We start from the raw sequence: 19,565 nt of genomic DNA, 5'->3' as shown, positions 1-19,565 counted from the left end.
GCAACAAGGAGGCAATGTATGGCGGAAAATAAAGCTGAAGAACTTGCTGAGCAGGAAAACTACCCAGAGGACTATCCTGAGACCATTCAACGGCTGGTTGATTACTACGATGAGTTTAGCGACGTCAAGATAGACGAGCTCGATAAACTTTATCACGAAGATGTCACTTTCATTGATCCGATCCATCAACTACATGGCTTAGACGATTTAAAGAGTTACTTTAAAGGAACCATGGAAGGCGTCGAACAATGCCATTTTGTTTTCACTGATTATGCTCAGAACAATGACCAGTGGTTTGTAAACTGGCAAATGCGTCTGTGTCATCCGAAATTAGCCAATGGTTCAGAGATTGTAGTCCCGGGCGTCAGCCACCTTGAGTTTGAAGACGATAAAATTATTAAACAGCGCGATTATTACGACCTGGGGGCAATGATATACGAGCACATAACGCTGCTCGGTTACATCATTGGCAAGGTCAAAGCGCGAATGGTGCCAGAATGAATATTCTTATTACCGGAGCGACATCCGGAATTGGTAAACAACTTACCATCGATTACGCGAAAGCCGGTCATCATATTGTGGCTTGCGGACGCAACGAAGAGGCCCTGGCTGCATTGCAGCAACAATTCCCTGACCATATTGCCGGACAAAAACTGGATATCACTGACGCCGAGGCAACCGTGCGTGACTTGCGCGGTTACACCGATGTCGATTTGGTGATCCTGGTTGCTGGTGTTTGTGAATACCTTGACATGGATGCCTTCAGTGCCGATTTATTCGCCCGGGTGTTCGATGTCAATGTGGTAGGAACCATGCGTTGTGTTGAAGCCGTTTTACCTAATTTAAAATCTGGCTCGAAGCTGGTGATCGTAGGTAGCACCGCGCGTCTGTTGCCCTTCACAAGAGCAGAAGCTTATGGTGGCTCTAAAGCCGCGATTCATTACATTACCCGCAGCCTGCAGGTGGATCTAGAAGATCGTGGCATCAAAGTGTTGAGTGTATCGCCAGGTTTTGTCGAAACACCGATGACCGAACAAAACGATTTTGAGATGCCAATGCAAGTCAGCGTGGAATTTGCATCGCAATTTATCCGCAAGGGTATTGACAAAAATCGCCTCGACATCACGTTTCCCAGAACCTTTGGTTGGTTTTTAAAATTTGCATCACGGTTGCCCCAAAGCTGGCAACTGGCTTTATCGCGGCGTTTTAAACAAGCCAGTTAAGCCACTTCAAGTTGGCATTGAGCAGGATAAATCAATGAGAATAGCAGTATTAGGCAGTGGCATCGCAGGCATGACTGCTGCCCATTTTCTACATGACCAGCACGATGTGCAGCTGTATGAAAAGAACGATTATATTGGTGGCCATACCCACACCGTCGACGTTGAAGTCCAAGGCAGAAGCTTTGCTGTTGACACCGGTTTTATCGTATTCAATGACCGTACCTACCCCAATTTCCGGGCGCTGATGCGAAAAGTTGGCGTTTCCTGGCGCGATACCGAAATGAGTTTCAGTGTGCGCGATCCTGCCTCTGGGCTTGAGTACAACGGCAACTCAATCAATACCTTATTCGCACAACGTAAGAATCTGTTGCGGCCTTCGTTTTACCGATTGATCAACGGCATCCTTAAGTTCAATAAACAAGCTAAAGCAGCACACCGGCAACTTGATGGTCCGGTAAATCAAACCTTAGGCGAGTTCCTGCGTGCTCAGCAGCTGCCGCGAGATGTCGCCGATTACTATCTGTTACCCATGGTGGCCGCCATCTGGTCGGCCAGCATTGATGAAGCCGCTGATTTCCCGTTAGACTTTTTCCTGCGCTTTTTCGAAAACCACGGCTTGTTAAATGTTGCTGACCGTCCCCAATGGGCGACCGTATGTGGCGGTTCATCGGCCTATATCGAGCCCCTTATTGGCGATCTGATAAACAGCGGGCGGGTCCATCTGCAGGCAGATATCAAAGCTGTACACCGGCAATTGCATGGCCGTGATGGGGCGGTAACCCTGGAGTTTGGCTCGGGTGAAATGCGCGATTTTGATGAAATCATCATCGCCACCCACAGTGACCAGGCTTTAGCCTTGCTGGCCCAGCCAAGCGCAGCTGAACAACAGGTGCTGGCAGCTATTCCTTACCAGGATAATGACGTGGTTCTGCACACCGATATTCGATTGTTACCGCGGGAGCCACGAGCCTGGGCCAGTTGGAATTATTTGCTGCACAGCAGCGAAGACGCCCGGCAACGGCCGAGTTCAGTAACCTATAATATGAATATCCTGCAGGGACTCGAAGCACCGGAAACCTTTTGTGTCACCTTAAATAATACTGCTGCGATTCATCCGGACCGCATTTTAAAGCGTTTTACCTATGCGCATCCGGTGTACAGTTTGGCCTCAATGCAGGCGCGCGCTGAGCGTGACACTATCTGTGGGCAGCAGCATACCCATTATTGCGGCGCCTACTGGTACAACGGGTTTCATGAAGATGGCGTGCGCAGTGCCCTTGATGTTGTGCGACGGTTAGGAGTTGAATGGCATGCTTAGTAGCGCAATTATGCGTGGCCGGGTGTTTCATCGCCGGCTGCAACCGACCCAGCATCAGTTTGATTACGCCACTGCCCAGTGGTGGGTTGCGCTCGATGAACTTGAGCAACTGCATCAGCAAAGCAAGCTGTTATCTACCCGCGGCTTCGCCCCTTTATGGTTTCGCCGGCAAGATTACCTGCGCGGCACGCACGGTGACTTAGCGACCGCGGTGCGGGAGAAAATGACAAAGTTGGCTAACAAGCGGCTCGAAGGCCGGGTCTTTTTCCTCGGTAACTTACGGACTTTTGGACTCTATTTCAGTCCCATCAATTGCTATTTTCTGCAGCCTCCGGGCGAGCAAAGCTACACTCATATGCTTGCAGAAGTGAGTAATACGCCATGGAATGAACGTCAATACTATTTACTCGATCTTCGCGAAGCGCCAAGTCATGATAAAGAGTTTCATGTATCCCCGTTTAACCCAATGGACATGCGTTATGAGTGGCAAATCAAGCCACCGCTGATGCGAGCTAATCATCAAAGTTCAATTCACCTGGCAGTGCGAAAAGGTGAACGGCATTTTATTGCGACGGTGAAATTACAGCGGCAGGAACTGAACCGTCGGACGATTCGCGGCGTATTACTGAGATATCCGATAAATACAGTGACCACCGTTGCGGCAATTTATTGGCAAGCCCTGCGGTTGTGGTTGAAACGTACACCAGTTTACAACCATCCATAACAATTAAAGCGGAAAGGTTTGAGGATCCGATGAATACAGAAACAGCGCTAGTTACTATGAAACAGGGCACGACGACCGATAAATGGGCGCGTCGGGCCGTAGTACGGTTATTAAGTGAATTAGAAGACGGTTATGTCACTTTGCGTGAGCAAGGCGAGTTGCTGGGCCACTTCGGCCGTGAACAAAGTGATCTCAAAGCTGAAATCAATGTGCTGAAGCCGGGTTTTTATCGCCGCATGTTGCTTGGTGGAAGTATCGCCTCGGGTGAGACCTTTATTGATAAATCCTGGGAAACACCTGATTTAACCAAAGTTATTCAGCTATTCGCCCGCAATTTGCCCGCGCTTGATGCGTTCGAGGCGAAATTTAGCTGGTTGTTGCTGCCCTGGCAGAAATTTCAGCATTGGCAGCGTCGTAATCATAAGCAACAAGCAAAAGAAAATATCTCTGCACATTACGATTTAGGTAACGATCTCTATGAAAGTTTTCTCGATCCGGCCATGCAGTATTCCAGTGCGGTTTATCCAACTCCCCAAAGTACGCTGGCTGAAGCGCAACAATATAAACTTAAGCGACTCTGTGACAGCCTTGAACTGCAGGCCGACGATCATTTGCTTGAGATTGGCACGGGCTGGGGTGGTTTAGCGATATACGCAGCCCGGCATTATGGTTGCAAGGTAACAACAACGACGATCTCAAATGAACAGTATGAGTACGCCAAACAGCAGGTCGCGAATGCTGGATTAACGGACAAAGTGACGGTATTAAAAAAAGATTATCGTGATCTTGAGGGCCAGTACGACAAGCTTATCTCGGTAGAGATGATCGAAGCTGTCGGTCGTCAGTACATGGCAACCTATTTTCAAACCTGTAGCCAATTGTTAAAACCCCATGGGAAAATGGCGCTGCAGGCCATTACCATAGCTGATCAACGCATGCGCAGTTATGCCAATTCTGTTGACTTTATCCAGCAACATATCTTCCCGGGTGGCTTTTTGCCGTCGCTGACCATGATCACTGAAATGTTTACTAAGCATACGGATATGGTGGTGCGTCAGCTGCAGGATATAGGTTTTGATTATGCCCGCACCTTGCGTGACTGGCGCGAACGGTTCAATCACGCGCATCCACAATTGCAGGAGCAAGGTTACGATGCGCAGTTTGGGCGTTTGTGGAATTTTTACCTTTGCTATTGCGAAGGTGGCTTTCTCGAACGGAGTGTTTCCGCCGTTCAGCTTGTTGCCAGTAAACCCGCATGTCGCTAACTGTGGCAGGCTGGCTGGCGAAAGATAACCTGCGACGGATCGCAGGTCTGTTGTGGTTTGATCTGGTGTGGTTTAGTACCGTCGCAGGGCGCAATGATTGGTTGCTGATAGCAGTTCCCATAGTTGCGGTGCAAATTTACCTGAGCAGCACCCGGCAAGGTTTTAACTGGCTGCTATATGTGCAACTGCTGGTGCTGGGGTTAGCACTGGAAGGCACGGTGGTTGTGCTGGGGATTCTGGATTTCACCGGCGGCTGGTTACCCTTGTGGCTGATTGCTTTGTGGCTTGGCTTTGCTGCTATGGTTACCACAACACTGGACTGGTTGTCCGGACGCTATGTACTGGCGGGTTTGTTGGGAGCTGCCTCAGGGCCTTTAACTTATGCGATAGGTAGTCGGCTAGGTGCAGCTGAATTATTGGTCGATGAGTACCTGATGTGGATTGCTTACGGTGTGTTATGGGCAGCTTATATGGTTGTCTTTGCATACCTGATGCAACGTAATGCGGTGGCATATGCCAGAAGTAAGGAGGAATCAAATGGTTAAATTAAGTTTACCGGTTATCACGCTCCTGACCGCACTGACGAGTACAGTGGCGGCGGCAAATTGTAACCCGGATGCGGGCAAGGATCTTGAGACCGTAGGCAAAACGCGCCTTACCGTTTGGTTTTGGGATGTTTATGACGCAGAGTTGCTGACAGACACCGGCAATTATGAAGATTATGAGCGGCGTGCACTACGGTTGAGTTATTTGCGAGAGATTGAAGCGACTGAATTGGTTGAGACCACCAGGGAAGAATGGCAGCGGATGGACGATATAACTGTGACAGCAAAGCATGATGAGTGGCTCAAGCGGTTGAACCAGATGTGGCCGGACGTACAGGAAGGCGACTGTTTGATGCTGGTCGAAACGGAGCAGGGGCACAGTGAGTTTTTTAACGCCGAAGGTAAACTCGGAACCATCGAATCTAGCGAGTTTACGGATGACTTTCTGGCGATTTGGCTGAGTCCCGACTCAAAATTCAAGAGCGAACGTAACGAGCTAATTGGAGTAAGCAAATGAAAAAACTAATTGCAGTAACCCTGGTAGTGGTCATGTTTACGCTCATTGGCTGTTCTACGTCACTTGATACTTATCGTGATGAAGAACCACACCTTAAATTAGAAGAGTTTTTTAACGGTGAACTGGTCGCTTACGGCATGGTTCAGGACTACAGTGGCGAAGTGATCCAGCGTTTTCGGGTTGAACTTGAAGGTAGCTGGGAAGGTAATGAAGGGGTGCTTGATGAGACCTTTTATTACGCCGATGGCAGAGAAGAAAAACGTATCTGGTATCTAACCAAAACAGCACCCGATCAGTATGAAGGGCGGGCCAGCGACGTTGAGGATGTGGCTTACGGTAAAGTTGCAGGCAACGTATTGAACTGGAGTTACGTATTAAATATTGAAATGGACGGTGAACCCTTTGCGGTGAAGTTAGATGACTGGCTTTATCTGGTTGATAAAGACAACATGATAAATCGAACGCAAATGTATAAATACGGTATTAACGTCGGTGAGATTACGCTTTATATCGGTAAAAAGTAACCTGATAAACCGTCAATAAAAAAAGCAGCTCACTGAGCTGCTTTTTTTTTGAATAGAAAAGGGCTTAGAAACCGCGTGGTAAGCGCGATAAAGAGCTACCCTGTTCCAGTTTCTCGCGCCACAGTTCGCGTGCAGTTAACCCACCAGATTTTGCAGATTTTTTCGCTGTAGATTTATTTTCTGCGAGTCTTTTCGATGCAGGTTTTTTTGCAACTTTCGCAGTAGGTTGCTTCTCAGCTTTAGCCTCTGGTTTCGTTTTGGTTTTCGCAGCAGCAGGCTTACTGCCACCAACCAGCGTTTTAGCTTCGTCTGCGAGTTGTGCTAAACGCATATTTTTGCCACCATCAACACTGTACCAACCGCTACTTGCTTCGATAACTGGCTTTTTACCGTGAGCCTTTTCGTAAGCTGCAGTAAAATCAGCGATGACCTGGTCTTTATCAAGTTTGCTCATGGATAAATCCCTTGCATATTGAGTAAAAGTTCTCCATTTTTATACCGCTTTTTGCGCACTATGTCTATTATTTGACGCAAAATGTTAAAACGAGAGGTAAAACTCGTGGAACGTGAACAATTAGAAGCTTATTTACGCCAGTTTCTGGCAACCGACAAAATCAGTGATTATTGTCCGAACGGCCTGCAAGTTGAAGGACGCGACCAGATCCAAAAAATCGTTACTGGGGTGACGGCCTGTCAGGAGTTACTGGAACGTGCCGTCATGGTGGATGCCGACGCAGTTCTGGTACATCACGGGTATTTCTGGAAGGGTGAGCCGCAGCCGGTAAAAGGTATGAAAAAGCGCCGTCTGCAAACCTTGTTACGGCATGACCTGAACTTGTTTGCCTACCATCTGCCCCTCGACGTGCATCCACGGCTTGGTAATAATGCGCAGCTGGCCCGGCTAATGGATTGGCCTGACCCTTCAGTACTGAGTGAAATCGAGCCGGAGGGCGTGGTGATGTATACCGAACTTTCCCACGACGAAACTGTTGAACAAGTGGCTACTCAACTGGAGACACGATTGGGCCGTAGTTTGGTCTGTGCGGTACACGAGCCAGCACAAAAAATTCGTCGTATCGCCTGGTGTACCGGCGGCGGACAGGGGTTTATTGATGCTGCAGCGCAAGCTGACTGCGATCTGTTTATTACCGGTGAGGTTTCCGAACCCACCGTACATAGCGCACGAGAGCAGGGCATCGCATTTTTTGCGGCCGGACATCATGCCACTGAGCGCTATGGCATACAGGCGCTGGGTGAGCACCTGGCGGAAAAGTTTGGTTTAGATCATCAGTTCATTGATGTCGATAGTCCGGCATAACTGACGATGAGCAAACCACCAACAGACCAGAGCTTTGACGGCCTGACCGATAAATTTGCTAAGAATATCTACGCGACTGCTAAAGGCAAGATACGGTTGGCTGTACTTGAGCGTGATCTCGCTCCGCTATTTACCAGTAAAAAACCACTGTCAGTGCTTGATGTTGGTGGCGGCATAGGGCAGCTATCGCAGCAATTTGCCCGTCATGGACACCACGTGATACACACAGACATTGCCCCGGATATGGTGGCCGAGGCAGAACGTCATCATCGTAAGGCAGGATTGCAGGAGCAGTATACTTATATCGCTGCGCCGTTGCAGGAACTCCCTGAGCACCTTGCTGCAAAGAAGTTTGATGTGGTGTTGTGTCATGCGGTACTGGAGTGGCTGGCGGAGCCTGAGTCAGCGCTGCCGCTACTTAAGCATTTGCTTGCCATAGACGGCTGTTTGTCACTGATGTTTTACAATCGTGACGCCAAACTCATGGCGAATATGGTATTTGGTAACTTTGACTATGTTGAAGCGAACCTGCAGGTAAAAAAACGTGTGCGCATGAGCCCCCAGCAACCGATTGCGCCTGCGCAAATGACAGCTTGGTTAAAACAACACCAGCTCGAAGTGACCGAGCGGACCGGAGTCCGGTGTTTTCATGATTACCTGCGCGACCCGCTTGCTGCGGAACGTTTCGAACAGCTGTTGCGGCTTGAGCTGCAGTACAATCAAACTGCTCCCTTTGCAGCATTAGGACGTTACCAGCACTGGCAAATCTGTCATGCCGACTAAAGCTCTGGCGATTTATTACAACTCGAATTCTGCGCGAGCTCGAAACTACGCGGAGATTTATCAGCAGCAGCTCAGTCAGCACTACCGTTTTAACCCCATTCACCTGATCGCCAGCCAGCCTGAGCGCGAAAACGATATCGAACAGTTGCGTGACTGGTGCGCTAATACCGCCGACCATGACGCCCGGGAGTGCGTTGTCATAGGTGGCGATGGCAGCGTTAATATCGTCGCTCAGGTAGCAGCGAAACATAAATTCGAGCTTAGCGTGGTGCCAAGTGGTACCGGCAATGACTTTGCTTATGCACTGGGAATTACTAACTGGCGCTGGCGACTGCGAGACGAGGGTGAACGGGTTGAGCGATCGCTGGGTAAAATTAACGGCTATTATTTTATTAATCACGCTGGTTGCGGGATTAGCCTGGCACTGCAACACTTACAGGGAGGTTTCAGTAAACGCTGGTTAGGGCGATACAGTTATCTCTGGGCCTTGCTACGTTATATATTCTGGTTACCGAGTCGCCGTTGTCGGATAGCTGTGACTGCAGCCGACGGCTCGATTAGTTATGACGAGCTGCAGGTGGTCGCGGTGAACCGCACCATAGGCGGTGGCATTGTGGTGTATCCTGATGCCAGTTTAACGCAGAAGCAGCTTGCTCTGCTGCGTGTGCCGAAGCGTCCGCGTTGGCAGCAACTCAATGTACTGTTCTGGTTGCTGCGACAACAGCCGCAGCGAAGTCGGCTGGTACATTTCCGGGAGGCCACCAGCGTGACTTTTGCTGATTCCGAAAACCTGATTGAACTGGATGGCGATTGTGTGCAGTTACGCGGTCCGGTAACAGTAGAGATTTGTGTCGGCGGCCTGGCCGTGCGGCGCCCTCGTAGTCAATAGTAAAGAAGGGATACCATTATGAAATGTGCCTTTATTGGACTGGGTGTTATGGGTTACCCCATGGCCGGTCATTTACAGAACAAGGGTTTTACAACAACGGTCTACAACCGTACCAGCAAAAAAGCTGAGCAATGGGTTGATGAGTTTGGCGGCAGAATGGCAGAAACGCCGCGTGAAGCAGTGCTTGAAGCTGACGTGGTGTTGGTCTGTGTCGGCAACGATGATGACGTGCGTAGCGTGTTCTATGGTGACGATGGCTTGCTCGCCAGCATCAGCGAAAATACCATTGTCATCGACCATACTACGGCTTCAGCTGAACTTGCCCGGGAATTAGCTGATGAAGTCCATCAGCGCATCGCAGTGTTTCTTGACGCGCCTGTCTCAGGTGGTGAGCAGGGCGCGATTAATGGCGTGTTAACGGCCATGATCGGTGGCGATAAAGAAGCTTTTGAAGATGCCCAGGCGGTGCTTGAGTGTTACTGCAAGACCCGTGAGTACATGGGGCCGGCAGGACACGGACAACTGGCGAAAATGGTGAACCAGATATGTATTGCCGGGGTAGTTCAGGGCTTAGCGGAAGGCCTGCAGTTAGCGCGTAAGGTTGGCTTGGATGCGGATACCCTGATTCGCGCGATCAGTCAGGGCGCTGCGGGTTCATGGCAAATGCAGAATCGCTATAAAACCATGTGGGAGGGTCACTATGAGCATGGTTTTGCGGTCGATTGGATGCGTAAAGATCTGAAAATTGCTTTGGCTGAAGCAGATCGCAACGGGCTGAGTATGCCGCTGACTGCGCTTGTTGACCAGTTTTATGCTGAAGTTCAGCAGATGGGTGGCAGCCGCTGGGACACCTCAAGTCTGCTCGCCCGGTTGGAAAAGTAGCCCGTAGTTCTACTACGGGTTCAATTCTCAGCAACTGCGGTGTCGGCGGGTTTCCCCCGTAGTAGAACTACGGGCTACCTTGTCTTCCACCACAAAAAACCCCGCTGATGCGGGGTTTTTATTAACCAATAACTGTTATCCATTAACGCTCTGGGTGTTCTTAACGAATACCCATGCGGCGTAATGCAGATGTAGTGAAATCACTGCGCTCTGGTTGAATATGAAAATCCATGTACTCAGATTCTTCATTCGCAAGGCCAAGCACAATGTAACGGCCTGAGTTCAGGTCGTAGAGTGCTTCTGCTGCCATCCACGGAGTATCGTGATAGTAGAACTGGGTGTTGTAAGCTTCAGCGACACGCCATAGTTCACCACGATTATCGTAATGATCGATGACGCTGGCAGTCCAGGTATCTTCGTCAATAAACATATGACGGGTTTGATAAATGTGACGCTCACCATCTTTCAGCGTGGCTTTAACTTCCCATACACGGTGTTTTTCATAACGCACCAGGTCTTGATCCATGTGACCAGGATTAATGATGTCATCATAGTCCAGGCTGGTGTCCATCAGCTTGTAGTTGTTGTACGGAATGTACATTTCACGCTTACCAACCAGCTCCCAGTTGTACTTGTTAGGCGCGCCGTTGAACATATCAAGACCGTCAGAAGTACGCAGACCGTCAGATGCTGTACCCGGGCCATCATAAGCTACGTTAGGTGCACGACGTACGCGACGCTGACCGGCGTTGTAAAGCCATGCGCGGCGACCTTCTTTAACCTGGTTAATGGTTTCGTGTACTAACAGTACGGTACCGGTTTGTCGTGCGGGCGCTAAAACTTCCTGTAAGAAATAGAACAGAATATTGTTATCAGCGTCTTGACGGCCACTTTCCAGGTACTCAGGGAACACTAATGATTCGCGCAATAATACGGGTACGAAATTACCATCTTCAAGCACGGGGAATTGATTCACCAATCGTTGTACCGCGCCGCCGCGATAGCGGGTAATGTGGTTCCAGATGATCTCCACACCGCTCTTTGGAATTGGGAACGGAATATGGCGTCTGAAGTCCTCTAAACCGTTACCACCGGCAACTAACTCGGTATTTAATGCATTATGCTTAATCACATCATAAACGATTTGCGGGTATGCCGCAGAACGATGCGTGGGGTAAATGTTCATTTTGTAATCAGGGTACTTGCTGAACATTGCAATCTGACCCGCTGAAAGCATGTCTTTGTGTTCATCAAGGTTGTCCTTGGTGATGGTGAAAAGAATTTCATCATCGGCAAACGGATCCGCCGGACGTTCCGGTGCTTCACCTATCACTTCAGGTTCGACGCTGTAGCCACCTGTCCAGGGTGGGATAGAGCCATCTGCATTACCTGCCATTTCGGCACCGACAGGCGTTAAATCCTGGCCTAAGCGTGCCGCTTCTTCCGGTGGTACTTTTGCCATCACGCTTGCTGAAATAACAGATAGCGCAAAAACCCCAGCCTTCAGCATCAATTTATTCATGATTGGATTTCCTTGTTTGTTCTATGTACTTTTACTTTACGTACTTTTACTAAAGTTAATCGTCTAAAGCTATAGTAATAAGAGTCTAAATTAATTGCCCAGCTGGTACTAGCGTTTACAAACATCTCACGGTAAGGTAGCAGCTGGTTTGACCTGTACGAATTTATCCATAGCATGTACGGCTTCGGAAAAATTTGCAACAGTAAACATAACAATTCTAAGACAGAGAAAAAGCAAGAGGGTTCCATGATAAGAACTAGAGTCTGTGCAAGCGCAGTGGCTCTGGCGTTTAGCTTGGCTGCTGCAGCGCAGGAAGCGCCGGTAGACGACTATGACGTTATCTACGCACCAGCGATGATTGCACCTGAGGCGACATCGGCGGTGTTAACAGAGATTGCAACGACCGCTGACCGGCAAGTTGCAGTAGGGGATTACGGCGTGATCGTGACCCGTGAGCACGGCAGTGATGATTGGCAGCAGGCTGACGTACCAACCAGTGTATTTCTTACCAGCGTTGACTTTGCCAATGACAGTATCGGCTGGGCGGTTGGTCATCACGGCGTGATTCTGCAGACCACCGATGGCGGACAAACCTGGGAACGCCAGCTTGATGGTTTTCAGTATATTGATTTGCAACTGGCTTATTATGAAGAGCGCGTTGCCGAACTCGAGGCTGAACTCGCCAGCGATGAGCTTGATCCTGAACAGCAAATGGAGCTGGAGTTTCAGCTGGATAATGCTTTGTTTCAGCTGGATAACGCCGTTTTCGCACAAGAAGAAGGCCCGACCAAGCCCTTTCTTGATGTCCTTGCTCTTTCTGCCGACGAGCTGATCGTCAGTGGGGCATACGGAGCGCTGCTCTCCAGTAATGATGGAGGTGCATCCTGGCAAATCCGCGATGACCGCATCGAGAACCCCGATGGCTTTCATCTGAATGCAATACAGAATCTGGGTGATACCCTATTTCTTGCCGGTGAAGCAGGGCAGCTGTTTCGTAGTGATGACCGCGGTCTAAGCTGGGAAACGTTAACTTCACCCTATTATGGTTCGTTTTTCGGGATGTATATCGATCAACAGGAGCGTCTGTGGGTGTACGGCCTGCGAGGTAATATCTTTGTCAGTGAAGACCAGGGTGAGTCATTTACCCAGGTGAAACTTGAAGACCCGGTTAACATCAACGCTGCTATTGATGCGCCTGACGACGGCTTATATTTCGTTGGCAATGGCGGCGTGGTCGCCTATTTGTCAGCGGACGGTGAACTGGTTGAACACACCCATAAAAGTGGCGCTGTTTTAACCGATTTGGTTATTAACGCAGATGGTAATTTGACATTCGTAGGGCAACGCGGCGTGTTATCAATGCCAAGCAGTGCGCTAACCGAGAAGGACTAGAATCGCAATGTCTGAACAGCAAGTAGAAAAAAAAGCAGATAAAAGCGTTTTTCTCGAGCGCTTAATTTTTAATTTCCGACCGCTTTGGGTGGTACTTTTTGCCTTGCTGACCGTGTTTTTAGGTTGGCATGCAAGTCAGGTGCGCCCGGAAGCGAGCTTGATGAAAATGATCCCGACCAATCATCCGTTTATTCAAAACTTTTTTGAACACCGCGATGATTTGGCAAGTTTAGGTAATGTAGTGCGGATTGCGGTCGAAACCACCGACGACACTATTTTTACTGCCGACTTCCAAAAGACCTTGCAGGAAATCACGGATGAAGTGTTTTTTATTCCGGGGGTTGATCGAACCGGGTTAAAAAGCCTCTGGACACCCAATGTCCGCTGGAGTGAGGTTACCGAAGAAGGCTTTGTCGGCGGACCTGTGATACCTGATAACTGGGATGCCTCAGAAGAGTCGCTGGAACAGTTACGAACCAACGTATTACGCTCGGGTGAAGTAGGTAACCTGGTCGCCAATAACTTCAAGTCAGCACTGATTTATGTGCCGTTGAATGAGATCAATCCAGACACCGGTGAGCCCCTCGATTATCAGGCGTTTTCCGAAGAACTGGAAAATCGGGTACGGGAAAAGTATCAATCCGATGATATTAAAATTCATATTACCGGGTTTGCAAAGATCATCGGCGACCTGATCGAAGGAGCGATGCAGGTTGGGCTTTTCTTCCTCATTGCCATCATTATCACGCTGGTTATGTTGTTTGCCTATAGTCGCTGCTGGCGCAGTTCCTTTGCCGTTTTAGGTTGCTCAATTATCGCCGTGGTCTGGCAGCTGGGCATCATCAAACTGATTGGCAGCGGAATTAACCCGTACTCTATGCTGGTACCGTTTTTGGTCTTCGCCATAGGCGTGAGTCACGGTGTGCAAATCATCAACGCGATGAGCAGCAATCGGGTCGAGGGCCATAATCGGCTGATGTCGTCGCGTCTTGCATTTCGCGCGCTTTACATTGCCGGTTTAACTGCATTGATTTCCGATGCAATCGGCTTTACCACCCTGATGGTCATTGATATTGCGGTGATTCAAGAGCTGGCAATTGCGGCAAGTATTGGGGTTGCCGTGGTCGTGCTGACTAACCTTGGTTTGTTGCCGATTTTGATGTCCTACTTTGGGATTTCTGAGCGCGGGCGGCGATATAGCGAGCGTGTTCGTGACGAAGACCACCCGGTACTGACCTTGTTCTCACGTTTTTCGCAGCCAAAATGGGCGTACAGTGCGCTCGCTGTTGCGCTCATCGGATTAAGCTGGGGGATTATTCAGGGGCAACAACTGAAGATAGGGGACCTTGACGCTGGCGCGCCGGAATTACGCCCTGACAGTCGTTATAATCTGGATAACCAGTTTATCGTTGATAACTACAGTTCCAGCACGGATATTTTTGTAGTGATGGCGGAGACTGAACCTTCTCAATGCATCGCCTATGATAACTTAGAGGTCATGGACCGCTTCAGCTGGCATATGGAAAATACCCCAGGTGTGCAGGATGTAAAATCCGTCGTCTATGTAGCCAAAATGGGCTCTTTTGCGCTTAATGAAGGCAACTTGAAGTGGTTTAGTCTTAACCGCAACCAGTACGTGCTTAACGCAAACACGGGACGGACACCTCCGGGCTTAATTAACCCTGACTGCTCCATGGCACCTATCATAATTTACCTTAACGATCACAAAGCAGAGACGCTGCGGACGGTGGTTGAAGCGGTTAATACCTTTAATGCGAATTACCAGCAGGAAGGCCTGGAATTGCTGATGGCCGCTGGTAACTCAGGTATTGAAGCGGCGACCAATGCGGTCATTGAAGATGCCCAGTACGAAATGTTGTTGTGGGTTTATGGCGTAGTGATTGTCCTGGTATTTATCACCTTCCGCAGTTTACGCACGGTCGCTTGTATTGTTTTACCATTGGCGCTAACCACAGTTATGAGTCAAGGTCTGATGGCCACGCTCGGTATCGGCGTTAAGGTTGCCACTTTGCCGGTAATTGCGCTCGGTGTCGGTATCGGGGTCGACTATGGTATCTATATTTACGCCAAGATGAAGGAAGGTCTTGAGCGTGGAATGCATCTGGATGACTGCTATAAATATGCCCTCGATAGTACGGGTAAGGCCGTTGGCTTTACGGGACTAACTCTGGCGATTGGCGTAGCCACATGGATCTTTTCACCCATCAAGTTCCAGGCAGATATGGGGATCTTGTTAACCTTCATGTTCATCTGGAATATGTTAGGTGCATTGATATTGATTCCAGCGCTGGCGCGGTTATTCTCGCGGTTTGGCAAGCGTATCCATTAAGTAAACCTGGTAAAGGATCAGGTGTCGGCAAGGATAAGGTCGGCACCTGCATCTGCGATCACCATAGTTGGCGCGTTGGTATTTCCACTAATCACTGTGGGCATCACTGATGCGTCAATTACCCGCAAACTGTCAACGCCTCTTACCCGCAACTGCGCATCGACAACCGCATTGATATCGTTGCCCATGCGGCAGGTGCTGGTCGGATGGTAAATCAGTCCACAGTGTTTGCGCATTTGCGCGAGTAGCTGTTCTTCATCCTGTGTTGCTCCCGGCAACACTTCACCGCCGTTATGTTCCGCCATCGCCGGCTGATTCATGATCTCGCGAATTTGGCGTACCCCTGATAGCAACACCTGGCTATCGTTGTGGTTTCGCATAAAGTCATAAGTGAAGCCGGGGGCCTGACGAACGTCAGCACTATGCAGATAAAGCCGGCCACGGGTTTCCGGCCGTAAGACACAAGCATGGCAGGCAAAACCATGGCCAAACGCGGGCCGCAGGTCGTAGCCGCTATCGTCGAAACGGGTAGGCACCAGATGCAACTGAATATCGGGTGTTGTCACCTCTGCTGAGCTCCGTAAAAAGCCGCCGACTTCCGCGGGCGGGTGTGCCATGGCGCCATCGCCCTTGCGCCAGTAGCGCAGCGTTTGCCAACCCAGTTTGGCAAGACCGACAGGACCCAGACTGATACTGTCTTTTTGGCGGTTGCGATAGTGCACTAATATATCGACGTGCTCTTGCAGATTAGCGCCAACATCAGGACTGTCAACGATAGGAATAATGCCATGGCGGTGCAACTCGTCAGCTGGTCCGATGCCGGACAACATGAGCAACTGGGGTGAGTGAAACGCGCCGGCACTAAGGATGACTTCACGGCTTGCAGCAATGAATTCGTGGCTACTTGCGCCGGTGCGAAGTAATACACCGGTGGCGCGTTGTTGCTTAATCACCACCCGTTCAACCTGAGACCCGGTCAGGATAGACAAATTTCTGCGTTCCGTTGCCGGTTCGAGAAATGCCTGGCGCACGCCAAAGCGTTTGCCCTCATGGATGGTGAACTGAAACGCGCCGACTCCATACAGGTCAGCACCATTGAAATCATGATTATGCGGGATCCCTGCCTGCACAGCGGCGTCAATAAAGCGTTCAGATACCTTGTAGTAGGGTGCTACATCACTCACGCGCAGGGGACCCTGATCGCCATGGAAAGCATCGGCCCCGCGTTGGTTGTTTTCCAGCTGGCGAAAGCGCGGCAGTAGTGCCTGCCAGGCCCAGTCCGCGCTGCTTACTTTTGCCCAACTGTCATAGTCGCTGGCTGCGCCACGGGTGTAGATCATGGCGTTGATGGCGCTGCTGCCACCCAGCCCCTTGCCCCGCGGGGTATAGAGACCCTTGCCCTGGCGCAAACTGGCATCCTCACTGCGTAATTGCCAGTTTAAGCCTTTGTGGTGCAATAGTAGCGCGACACCGCCCGGCATGGTTACGAAAGGGGATGTGCCATCGCCGCCGGCTTCAACTAATGCGACTCGGAAACGGCCATCGTGCGAGAGCTTTTCCGCCAGAACGCAACCGGCGGAGCCTGCGCCGACGATAATATAATCAAATGTAGAGCGCGCATCAGAGATTTTGGACATAGTGGTAAAGGTCTTTCAGTAAACGCTGCTTACGGCCATCATCAGCGTACAAGCTCGCGCATTGGTCTAATTCCACCATGAACTGTTCCGCTGACAGCGCTTTAGGCAAGGGCTCCAGCATGCGTGTCTGGCAGAACTGCCGCCAGCGCTGAAGTTCTGTATCGTTCAGGGTGGCAGGGAAGTTCCGCGCACGATAGCGGAACAGCATTTCCGGTAGGCGTGCGTCGGAAAAATTCAGCTCCAGCGCAGCAAGTTGTTCAGGTTCGGTAGCCCGGATAATTGCCATGGCGGAGCGATCCTGGTCGCTAAAGAACTCGCCTGCATAAAGCTGCAACTCAGGATCCAACGGACCCGTGTCCTGAAAATTGGAATCGGTGCTGGCAAGCAATCGCTCACGGAATTCCGGTTGTTGCTGCAGCCAGGCAGCGCGGGCTAACATTTCCTCAAGTGGCAGTTGCCAACGTTGCTGAACTTCGGTGCTGAGTACGCTACGCGGTGCCAGAAACGGACAGCGATTAAGTTGCAACTGCTGCGCACCGTAGACGCCCCAGCCAGCCGCATCGCGTTGCTCGCGTGGGGCGAAGCGACGTTGCTGTAATTGGTCAGCGTTAAGTTGCGCTAATTCGCGCGGATCCTGACGTAAGTTCCAGTACACCAGCGCATTTGGATTATCATCTTTAAACCCAAGCGGCATGATTAGCGAGAGGTAACCGTTGTCGGCCCCATAGAAGCCGGCAATATGTACGATGGGGGTAAAGTTGACTAAGTCAATTAAGGGTTTCAGTGCTTGTTTGCGGCGTATGTTATAAGCGTAATCAAACAACTTCGGCTGGGCTTTTTTCAGCAGTTTGGCGATGCCGATAGTGGCATAAACATCAGCCATAGCGTCATGCGCCTGACCATGATCGATGCCGTTCGCTTTGGTTAAATGCTCGAGTCGCATGCTTACCTGTCCAGCTTCATTTTCAGGCCAGCTAATGCCCTCTGGTCGCAGCGCATAACACGCGCGCACCACGTCAATCAGGTCCCAGCGCGAGTTGTTGTGCTGCCAGGTATGTGCATAAGGATCGATAAAGTTGCGGTAGAACAGATGGCGCGTCACTTCATCATCAAATGCAATAGAGTTGTAACCCACAATTGTGGTGTTAGGTTCACTCATCTGTTGCGCGATTTTGCCAGCAAACGAGGTTTCGTTCATGCCCTGCGCTAATGCATGCTGCGGCGTGATTCCAGTAATGAGCACAGCCTGCGGGTGCGGCAAAAAATCAGGGGTGGGCTGACTGTAGATCGTCAGTGGCCGCTGTAGCGGTTCAAAATCAAGTGTCGTTCGCAGTCCGGCGAACTGAGCCGGTCGATCAACTTGCGGGTTTGCGCCCCAGGTCTCGTAGTCGTGCCAGTAAAAGCTTGCTTCGCTCATATGAAGGTAACGTGTTGAAGGAAAACTGAAGATCAGACTACCTGATTGCGATAGCTGCCGCAATTGCTGCGCTCGACCGCGCATTTAGAACTAGTAGTTAAGCCTGCTGCATGGCAGGATAAATGACGACTCTGTTATTTCAACCAGATTTCAACCAAAAAAGGTAGCGATATGATTAAATTTTCGACTCTTGCCGCAGCGCTCGTGGCGGTCAGTGCCACATTGAGCATCGCACAACCGGCTTTTGCATCGTCTGCAACTGAAGATAATACGTTTGCCATCGCCATTCATGGTGGCGCCGGTACGATTACCCGGGCAGATTTAACCGAGGAACAGGAAGCGGCATACACTGCAAAGCTGACCGAAGCGTTAAACGCGGGTCATGCAATTTTAGCCGAAGGCGGCACCAGCATGGATGCGGTTATCGCAGCGGTGCAAATTATGGAAGCTTCGCCGCTGTTTAACGCCGGACTTGGCGCGGTTTATACCTTTGATGGCGGGCACGAACTTGACGCCTCTATTATGGACGGTGCGACCCTTGAAGCTGGTGCTGTTGCCGGCGTAAAGACCATCAAAAGCCCAATTGCACTGGCGCGTAGTGTCATGGAAAACTCGGTACATGTGATGTTGAGCGGCGAAGGCGCCGAGCAGTTTGCAGCCGAACAAGGCCTGGAGCAGGTACCCAATGATTATTTTGATACCGAGCATCGTTACCAGCAACTTGAGCAAGCGCGGGAAAAACTTGGCGTTGCCGATAAGCAAGCCTATTTAGAACTCGATGAGAAATACAAGTATGGCACCGTGGGTGCGGTCGCGGTTGATAAGTACGGTAATCTGAGTGCGGCAACATCAACCGGTGGCATGACGGCAAAACGTTATGGACGTATTGGCGACTCACCAATTATTGGCGCCGGCACTTGGGCCGATAATGCTAGCTGTGCAGTTTCCGCGACCGGCCACGGTGAATACTTCATTCGCTACCATGTTGCTGCAGATATCTGTAGCCGGGTGAAATACTTAGGTGAGTCGGTAGAAACTGCAGGCGATACGGTTATTCATGACGTTCTACTTCCCGCTGGCGGCACGGGTGGCGTAATTATCCTTGATGCTGAGGGTAACGTGCACATGCCGTTTAATACTGAAGGGATGTATCGGGCCAGTCGCGTCGGCAACGCTGAAGCTGAGGTTGCGATCTATAAAGATTGACTATAATTAGCTTAAGGCATAACGCGTTTGGTTTGCGGTAAGCGAAAGCGAGG

The 19,565-nt window shown here is 50.3% G+C and carries 19 protein-coding genes; 15 read left to right on the top strand and 4 right to left on the bottom strand.

Going from position 1 to position 19,565, the window contains the following annotated elements; all coding sequences use genetic code 11:
• The first annotated feature begins 18 nt into the window (after nt 1-18).
• Genes CWI69_RS04070 through CWI69_RS04035 form a run of 8 tightly spaced genes read left to right on the top strand, consistent with a single transcriptional unit; the run spans nt 19 to nt 6,116 of the window.
• Nucleotides 19-501: a nuclear transport factor 2 family protein gene (locus CWI69_RS04070; RefSeq protein WP_126762114.1), complete on the top strand. Its 483-nt coding sequence runs from the start codon at nt 19-21 to the stop codon at nt 499-501.
• Nucleotides 498-1,223 (top strand): SDR family NAD(P)-dependent oxidoreductase, encoded by a 726-nt coding sequence (locus CWI69_RS04065; RefSeq protein ID WP_126762112.1) that lies wholly within the window; start codon nt 498-500, stop codon nt 1,221-1,223. Before CWI69_RS04070 ends, CWI69_RS04065 begins: the two co-directional genes overlap by 4 nt.
• Nucleotides 1,224-1,257: 34 nt before the next feature.
• Nucleotides 1,258-2,541, top strand: coding sequence for an NAD(P)/FAD-dependent oxidoreductase (locus CWI69_RS04060; RefSeq protein WP_126762110.1), 1,284 nt, complete (start codon nt 1,258-1,260; stop codon nt 2,539-2,541).
• The gene (locus tag CWI69_RS04055; RefSeq protein ID WP_126762108.1) at nt 2,534-3,265 is read left to right on the top strand and encodes a DUF1365 domain-containing protein; all 732 of its coding nucleotides are present in this window, start codon (nt 2,534-2,536) and stop codon (nt 3,263-3,265) included. The genes CWI69_RS04060 and CWI69_RS04055 overlap by 8 nt, the downstream gene beginning before the upstream one ends.
• 29 nt (nt 3,266-3,294) lie before the next feature.
• Nucleotides 3,295-4,530, top strand: coding sequence for an SAM-dependent methyltransferase (locus tag CWI69_RS04050; RefSeq protein ID WP_126762106.1), 1,236 nt, complete (start codon nt 3,295-3,297; stop codon nt 4,528-4,530).
• The gene (locus CWI69_RS04045) at nt 4,521-5,075 is read left to right on the top strand and encodes a DUF2878 domain-containing protein (protein WP_126762104.1); all 555 of its coding nucleotides are present in this window, start codon (nt 4,521-4,523) and stop codon (nt 5,073-5,075) included. Before CWI69_RS04050 ends, CWI69_RS04045 begins: the two co-directional genes overlap by 10 nt.
• Nucleotides 5,068-5,592, top strand: a complete 525-nt coding sequence (locus tag CWI69_RS04040) for a chalcone isomerase family protein (RefSeq protein ID WP_126762102.1) — start codon at nt 5,068-5,070, stop codon at nt 5,590-5,592. The genes CWI69_RS04045 and CWI69_RS04040 overlap by 8 nt, the downstream gene beginning before the upstream one ends.
• Nucleotides 5,589-6,116: a DUF3833 domain-containing protein gene (locus CWI69_RS04035; RefSeq protein ID WP_126762100.1), complete on the top strand. Its 528-nt coding sequence runs from the start codon at nt 5,589-5,591 to the stop codon at nt 6,114-6,116. Before CWI69_RS04040 ends, CWI69_RS04035 begins: the two co-directional genes overlap by 4 nt.
• 64 nt (nt 6,117-6,180) lie before the next feature.
• Here CWI69_RS04035 and CWI69_RS04030 read toward each other — a convergent pair whose 3' ends face one another.
• Nucleotides 6,181-6,570 carry a hypothetical protein gene (locus tag CWI69_RS04030; RefSeq protein WP_126762098.1) on the bottom strand — a complete coding sequence of 130 codons (390 nt, stop codon included), beginning with the start codon at nt 6,568-6,570 and terminating at the stop codon, nt 6,181-6,183.
• Between the two features lie 81 nt (nt 6,571-6,651).
• Here CWI69_RS04030 and CWI69_RS04025 point away from each other — a divergent pair, with 81 nt between their 5' ends.
• Genes CWI69_RS04025 through CWI69_RS04010 form a run of 4 tightly spaced genes read left to right on the top strand, consistent with a single transcriptional unit; the run spans nt 6,652 to nt 9,988 of the window.
• Complete coding sequence (locus CWI69_RS04025) at nt 6,652-7,434, top strand: Nif3-like dinuclear metal center hexameric protein (RefSeq protein ID WP_126762096.1); 783 nt, start codon at nt 6,652-6,654, stop codon at nt 7,432-7,434.
• A 6-nt stretch (nt 7,435-7,440) separates the two neighbouring features.
• The gene (locus CWI69_RS04020; RefSeq protein ID WP_126762094.1) at nt 7,441-8,217 is read left to right on the top strand and encodes a methyltransferase domain-containing protein; all 777 of its coding nucleotides are present in this window, start codon (nt 7,441-7,443) and stop codon (nt 8,215-8,217) included.
• Nucleotides 8,207-9,106, top strand: coding sequence for a diacylglycerol/lipid kinase family protein (locus CWI69_RS04015; RefSeq protein ID WP_126762092.1), 900 nt, complete (start codon nt 8,207-8,209; stop codon nt 9,104-9,106). Before CWI69_RS04020 ends, CWI69_RS04015 begins: the two co-directional genes overlap by 11 nt.
• Nucleotides 9,107-9,121: 15 nt before the next feature.
• Nucleotides 9,122-9,988: an NAD(P)-dependent oxidoreductase gene (locus tag CWI69_RS04010; protein ID WP_198678903.1), complete on the top strand. Its 867-nt coding sequence runs from the start codon at nt 9,122-9,124 to the stop codon at nt 9,986-9,988.
• A gap of 160 nt (nt 9,989-10,148) precedes the next feature.
• Here CWI69_RS04010 and CWI69_RS04005 read toward each other — a convergent pair whose 3' ends face one another.
• Nucleotides 10,149-11,510, bottom strand: a complete 1,362-nt coding sequence (locus tag CWI69_RS04005) for a DUF1329 domain-containing protein (RefSeq protein WP_126762088.1) — start codon at nt 11,508-11,510, stop codon at nt 10,149-10,151.
• 246 nt (nt 11,511-11,756) lie between these two features.
• On the opposite strand from CWI69_RS04005, the gene CWI69_RS04000 reads away from it, so the two are divergent.
• Both CWI69_RS04000 and CWI69_RS03995 read left to right on the top strand, forming a co-directional pair.
• Complete coding sequence (locus CWI69_RS04000) at nt 11,757-12,902, top strand: WD40/YVTN/BNR-like repeat-containing protein (protein WP_198678877.1); 1,146 nt, start codon at nt 11,757-11,759, stop codon at nt 12,900-12,902.
• A 7-nt stretch (nt 12,903-12,909) separates the two neighbouring features.
• Entirely contained in the window at nt 12,910-15,252 is a 2,343-nt protein-coding gene (locus CWI69_RS03995; RefSeq protein ID WP_126762084.1) for an efflux RND transporter permease subunit, read from the top strand.
• A gap of 17 nt (nt 15,253-15,269) precedes the next feature.
• Here CWI69_RS03995 and CWI69_RS03990 read toward each other — a convergent pair whose 3' ends face one another.
• Both CWI69_RS03990 and sbcB read right to left on the bottom strand, forming a co-directional pair.
• A complete protein-coding gene (locus tag CWI69_RS03990; protein WP_126762082.1) occupies nt 15,270-16,889 on the bottom strand; it encodes a GMC family oxidoreductase in 1,620 nt (539 codons plus the stop codon).
• Nucleotides 16,873-18,390: an exodeoxyribonuclease I gene (gene sbcB, locus CWI69_RS03985; protein WP_241971021.1), complete on the bottom strand. Its 1,518-nt coding sequence runs from the start codon at nt 18,388-18,390 to the stop codon at nt 16,873-16,875. Before sbcB ends, CWI69_RS03990 begins: the two co-directional genes overlap by 17 nt.
• Nucleotides 18,391-18,477: 87 nt before the next feature.
• Here sbcB and CWI69_RS03980 point away from each other — a divergent pair, with 87 nt between their 5' ends.
• The gene (locus CWI69_RS03980; RefSeq protein ID WP_126762081.1) at nt 18,478-19,512 is read left to right on the top strand and encodes an isoaspartyl peptidase/L-asparaginase family protein; all 1,035 of its coding nucleotides are present in this window, start codon (nt 18,478-18,480) and stop codon (nt 19,510-19,512) included.
• Nucleotides 19,513-19,565: the final 53 nt, after the last annotated feature.

This window comes from Pseudidiomarina halophila (assembly GCF_003987215.1).
Lineage (GTDB): Bacteria > Pseudomonadota > Gammaproteobacteria > Enterobacterales > Alteromonadaceae > Pseudidiomarina > Pseudidiomarina halophila.
The sequence above is the reverse complement of the archived record's forward strand: the minus strand, read 5'-3'. Positions and strand labels throughout refer to the sequence as shown.

What these genes read in the sequence shown, in the direction of transcription:
- CWI69_RS04055 (WP_126762108.1), top strand. Translation starts at nt 2,534, where the DNA reads ATGCTTAGTAGCGCAATTATGCGTGGCCGGGTGTTTCATCGCCGGCTG.
- CWI69_RS03980 (WP_126762081.1), top strand. Translation starts at nt 18,478, where the DNA reads ATGATTAAATTTTCGACTCTTGCCGCAGCGCTCGTGGCGGTCAGTGCC.
- CWI69_RS03995 (WP_126762084.1), top strand. Translation starts at nt 12,910, where the DNA reads ATGTCTGAACAGCAAGTAGAAAAAAAAGCAGATAAAAGCGTTTTTCTC.
- CWI69_RS04070 (WP_126762114.1), top strand. Translation starts at nt 19, where the DNA reads ATGGCGGAAAATAAAGCTGAAGAACTTGCTGAGCAGGAAAACTACCCA.
- CWI69_RS04040 (WP_126762102.1), top strand. Translation starts at nt 5,068, where the DNA reads ATGGTTAAATTAAGTTTACCGGTTATCACGCTCCTGACCGCACTGACG.
- CWI69_RS04000 (WP_198678877.1), top strand. Translation starts at nt 11,757, where the DNA reads ATGATAAGAACTAGAGTCTGTGCAAGCGCAGTGGCTCTGGCGTTTAGC.
- CWI69_RS04045 (WP_126762104.1), top strand. Translation starts at nt 4,521, where the DNA reads ATGTCGCTAACTGTGGCAGGCTGGCTGGCGAAAGATAACCTGCGACGG.
- CWI69_RS04015 (WP_126762092.1), top strand. Translation starts at nt 8,207, where the DNA reads ATGCCGACTAAAGCTCTGGCGATTTATTACAACTCGAATTCTGCGCGA.
- CWI69_RS04030 (WP_126762098.1), bottom strand. Translation starts at nt 6,570, where the DNA reads ATGAGCAAACTTGATAAAGACCAGGTCATCGCTGATTTTACTGCAGCT.
- CWI69_RS04050 (WP_126762106.1), top strand. Translation starts at nt 3,295, where the DNA reads ATGAATACAGAAACAGCGCTAGTTACTATGAAACAGGGCACGACGACC.
- CWI69_RS04020 (WP_126762094.1), top strand. Translation starts at nt 7,441, where the DNA reads ATGAGCAAACCACCAACAGACCAGAGCTTTGACGGCCTGACCGATAAA.
- CWI69_RS04060 (WP_126762110.1), top strand. Translation starts at nt 1,258, where the DNA reads ATGAGAATAGCAGTATTAGGCAGTGGCATCGCAGGCATGACTGCTGCC.
- CWI69_RS04035 (WP_126762100.1), top strand. Translation starts at nt 5,589, where the DNA reads ATGAAAAAACTAATTGCAGTAACCCTGGTAGTGGTCATGTTTACGCTC.
- CWI69_RS04025 (WP_126762096.1), top strand. Translation starts at nt 6,652, where the DNA reads ATGTTAAAACGAGAGGTAAAACTCGTGGAACGTGAACAATTAGAAGCT.
- CWI69_RS04005 (WP_126762088.1), bottom strand. Translation starts at nt 11,510, where the DNA reads ATGAATAAATTGATGCTGAAGGCTGGGGTTTTTGCGCTATCTGTTATT.
- CWI69_RS04065 (WP_126762112.1), top strand. Translation starts at nt 498, where the DNA reads ATGAATATTCTTATTACCGGAGCGACATCCGGAATTGGTAAACAACTT.
- sbcB (WP_241971021.1), bottom strand. Translation starts at nt 18,390, where the DNA reads ATGCGCGGTCGAGCGCAGCAATTGCGGCAGCTATCGCAATCAGGTAGT.
- CWI69_RS03990 (WP_126762082.1), bottom strand. Translation starts at nt 16,889, where the DNA reads ATGTCCAAAATCTCTGATGCGCGCTCTACATTTGATTATATTATCGTC.